Annotated in this window: 6 protein-coding genes; 3 read left to right on the plus strand and 3 right to left on the minus strand. The window is 64.6% G+C overall.

The features are described 5' to 3' along the window. The 3 genes from ON20_RS26060 to ON20_RS36830 all read right to left on the minus strand — a co-directional run. Positions 1-596 (minus strand): type I restriction endonuclease (locus ON20_RS26060; RefSeq protein WP_040839738.1); only part of this gene is annotated, 596 nt, incomplete at its 3' end. A gap of 3 nt (positions 597-599) precedes the next feature. Beyond that, positions 600-980 (minus strand): restriction endonuclease subunit S domain-containing protein, encoded by a 381-nt coding sequence (locus ON20_RS38125; RefSeq protein ID WP_218002621.1) that lies wholly within the window; start codon positions 978-980, stop codon positions 600-602. Between the two features lie 137 nt (positions 981-1117). Then, entirely contained in the window at positions 1118-1261 is a 144-nt protein-coding gene (locus ON20_RS36830; RefSeq protein WP_157229008.1) for a hypothetical protein, read from the minus strand. Between the two features lie 140 nt (positions 1262-1401). On the opposite strand from ON20_RS36830, the gene ON20_RS26070 reads away from it, so the two are divergent. The 3 genes from ON20_RS26070 to ON20_RS38135 all read left to right on the plus strand — a co-directional run. Further along, positions 1402-1728 carry a hypothetical protein gene (locus tag ON20_RS26070; RefSeq protein WP_245547497.1) on the plus strand — a complete coding sequence of 109 codons (327 nt, stop codon included), beginning with the start codon at positions 1402-1404 and terminating at the stop codon, positions 1726-1728. 655 nt (positions 1729-2383) lie between these two features. Then, entirely contained in the window at positions 2384-2638 is a 255-nt protein-coding gene (locus ON20_RS38130) for an IPT/TIG domain-containing protein (RefSeq protein ID WP_218002622.1), read from the plus strand. 294 nt (positions 2639-2932) lie between these two features. After that, positions 2933-3273: hypothetical protein (locus ON20_RS38135; protein ID WP_218002623.1), on the plus strand; the 341-nt coding region annotated here is incomplete at its 3' end.

The following is a 3273-nucleotide window of genomic DNA, read 5'->3' on the forward strand; positions in this document are numbered from 1 at the left end:
GCCCCGAACCGCAACTTCAGCCCGTCGGAGGCGACGGCGAAAACGTTGGGAGTGAAAAACCACGGGTACTCGACGGCGTACACGTCGTTGATCTCGCGGGCGGCGTCGACCCACCCGGACTTCGCGGTCGGTGACTTCACCTCGACCACCACCAGAGGCAGCCCGTTGACCCAGTACGCGAGATCGAAACGACGGGAAGTCTTGCCCGGCACGGTGATGGCCACCTCGTCGGACACCACCAGGCTGTTGGCGGTCGGATCCTCGAACTCGACGAGCTTCAGGGCATGCCACACACCGTCCCCATCGCGGAATTCCTTACGCCCGCGCAGCAGGCGCAACACCTGCTCGTTGGCTCGCACCAGCCCGCCTTCGACGGCGTTGACCGTGGCGACGATCTCCTCGACCACCGCGTCCACGTCGAATCCGTCGATCACCCCGGGGTTGAACCGGACGATGGCATCCCGCAGCGGGCCGGTGACCACCGTCTGCGTCGTCTCAGGCGGCAGCGACCTGCCCGCCGTGTAGTTCCAGCCCAGCGGGAGGGACCGCTGGATCATCAGGTTCTGGAACTCACGCTCTCGAATGCCCTTCGCCACGGCTCAAACCTCCCGTTCGGCGGACTCGATGTCGATGGTGCGGTCCAACAGGCCCGACAGCAGCCGCGCCCGGACTTCCCGGAGGCAGGTGACTTCCGCACGGATCGCCACCAATGCAGACTCCATCGCGTCAAGTTCCGCCGTCATCTCGCGTTGGCGGTCGAGCGACGGTAGACGCACAGCCATGCTCTTCGCTCGCTTGGCGCTGATGTGCTTGATGTTGGTGCCACCTGCGATGTCGAGAAAAGCTCCGGACTCGTAGGCCCACATGCTCCAATGGAAGACGAACTCAGGGATGCAGACCTCTTCCCGCGCCCGGAGACGAAGCAAGGTCATCTGGGTGCAGACGGGTGCCGGCAGCTCGTCCCGCCATATGGCGGGCATCCCGACCGCATTCGCGCTTGCAACCGGTGGAGGGTATTTATTCAATGCTTGCAGTATTCGGAGCGGAGCGGTCTTGCGGCCTCGGGGGAACCATCGGCACACGCGGTCGCGTCTTTTCGTCGGGGCGCACGTCCCGGTTACCGAGGTTCTTGCCGGTCCAGGCCCCGCCGGTGGGTCATGAACAGCGGGCCGCGGATACGGTCGCGGATCGGCCGGTGCAGCAGCCGCGTGGTGCCGGCGTCCCAGTGCACGGTCTCGGGAACGAATTCGGCGTGGGTCACGCGCTGATCCTTGGGCGAGGAATGATGCCTCACGCCCAGGAGAGTTGCGTAGCCGATCTGAGAGCTCACGGCCCGTTCTGGGGCCTATCCCGGCTGCCCCGTGGTGTTGACTGTTCAGCATGTCGGACTCGAATGCCCCTGTGCCCCAGCTGTCCCCACCTCGGCCGCCGGAGGCCTCTGTAACCACCAGGACCGGGCAGGCCCGGCACGGTCTGTTGGCGGCCGCGATCATTGTCGCCGGTGTCGGCGGGGGTCTGCTCGCGTGGCACCCGTGGGACAAGGGGCCCGCGCCGGAGCCGCCCAAAGACCCACACCACATCACCATCCAGAGAGTCGGTGAGCAGAGGGACCCGACCGGGGACTCCGAGGGGGACCGGCCGGTGTATTGCATGACCAACGAGACCGGCAGCCTGTACTGCATGGTGATGCCCGGCCGCTACGCCGGCATCCAGGAAGAGCAACGCTGAACTCCCAGCACAGCCACCACGGTGCATCGAGGCGATCCTGTGGTTCAAGTTCGCCAGGCCGACCGGCCACGAATCCAGCGACCACTGCTGGCTATATCGGCGAACCATGACATCGTTCGTCGGTGGATCCCGGAAGCCAGTCCAGCACGTAGTGTTCGCCGAGCAGCCATCAGGGGCGGTAGACGCTCACACGACCAGCCCAAAGCGACACGGTAATCACCGGGCATCGGTTTCCTGCCGAATCCACGCCCCCGGTCCAGGAGCAACACGCCGACCCGATGGTCGTTGCGTTCGCGGTGGTGGTCGACAATGATCGTGCCCGTCCGGTTCACCCCTGCTCCGGACACACGAAAGCCCCTGCCGTTTTGGTACTCGGCAGGGGTTTCGTAATGGGCCCATGGTGATCACCTCGGTCACCTCGCGGTCGGCCTCCCCGGGGCTCACCGGGGTCGGCCCGCAAGACCTGCGGAGATTTCGGGGGCCTCACCAGTCCCTCGTGCCGAACCGCCGGGTCGAAACCGGACGAAACCGGACTGTGGATCCCTTGCCGAAGTGTCGTCGCCGGAGGCTTACTGGATATGTAGCGGTCGCCGTAGAAAATCGGAAACCGTTGCAAGGTAACGCTTCTCATTCAATGACGACTTGGAGCCCGACCATGGCGGCTGTTCTCACCTCCCTGACACCCTCTTCCGGCCCTGCGACGGCTTTCACTTCTGTGGTGATCACCGGCTCCGGGTTCAGCAATGTCGGTCCCTTGACTGTGCGGTTTGGTACCAAAGCAACCACCTTCACCATCGACTCCGACACCCAGATCACCGCCATCTCCCCTACAGGGACAGGCACGGTGGACGTCACCGTCACCGTGGAGCTGGACGGCACCAGCAATGCACTGCCCTACACCTACGTCTGACCGCCCCCCTCGCGTTGCGGTCGTGGTGACGGCTGATCGAGATCCTCACCTCGGTGATGACTTCGAGTTGCTGGTTGCGGCCGGCGGTACTGCGTTTGTGCTGCGCTCGTGCCTGCCGGTCACGTTCGGCGGCCTCCAGGTTCGCCTCGGTCGTTCCGGCATAGGGTTCCTCGCCGGCGGTCCAGTACTCGTCGGCGTAGGCGGCGATCCCGTCCCGACTGCCATTACGGCTCCTCCGAGGGCGACCTTCGCGAATGCTGCGTCGTGCGCTCGGCAGTATCAGGGCTGTGAACTGTGCGCCCCCTTGTCCTGGGGCAGTCGGCGGTAACGGCATTTGCATTTCCGGGATTACCGGGGCATCAGAAGACCGGTGACAGCGGCGACGCTCGTCAACGGCCGATCAGCACGCTCAGCGGCGACGACATCTACGCCGTCGAGTACTGCACCCACCGAACGGGCGACCGGCCGAACCCGAAAACGTATACAAACCGGACGAAATCGGACCGGAAAAGCATCGCCGAAGTGCCGCCATTGGCGGGCTACTGGATATGCGGCTGTAACGGCCAGGCCTGTGCTCCTGCGGGAGCACCTGTTTCACTGATCACCAATAAAAGGAAAGAAAATGGCGCCTGTCA

It is taken from the genome of Nocardia brevicatena NBRC 12119 (genome assembly GCF_000308495.1).
Lineage (GTDB): Bacteria > Actinomycetota > Actinomycetes > Mycobacteriales > Mycobacteriaceae > Nocardia > Nocardia brevicatena.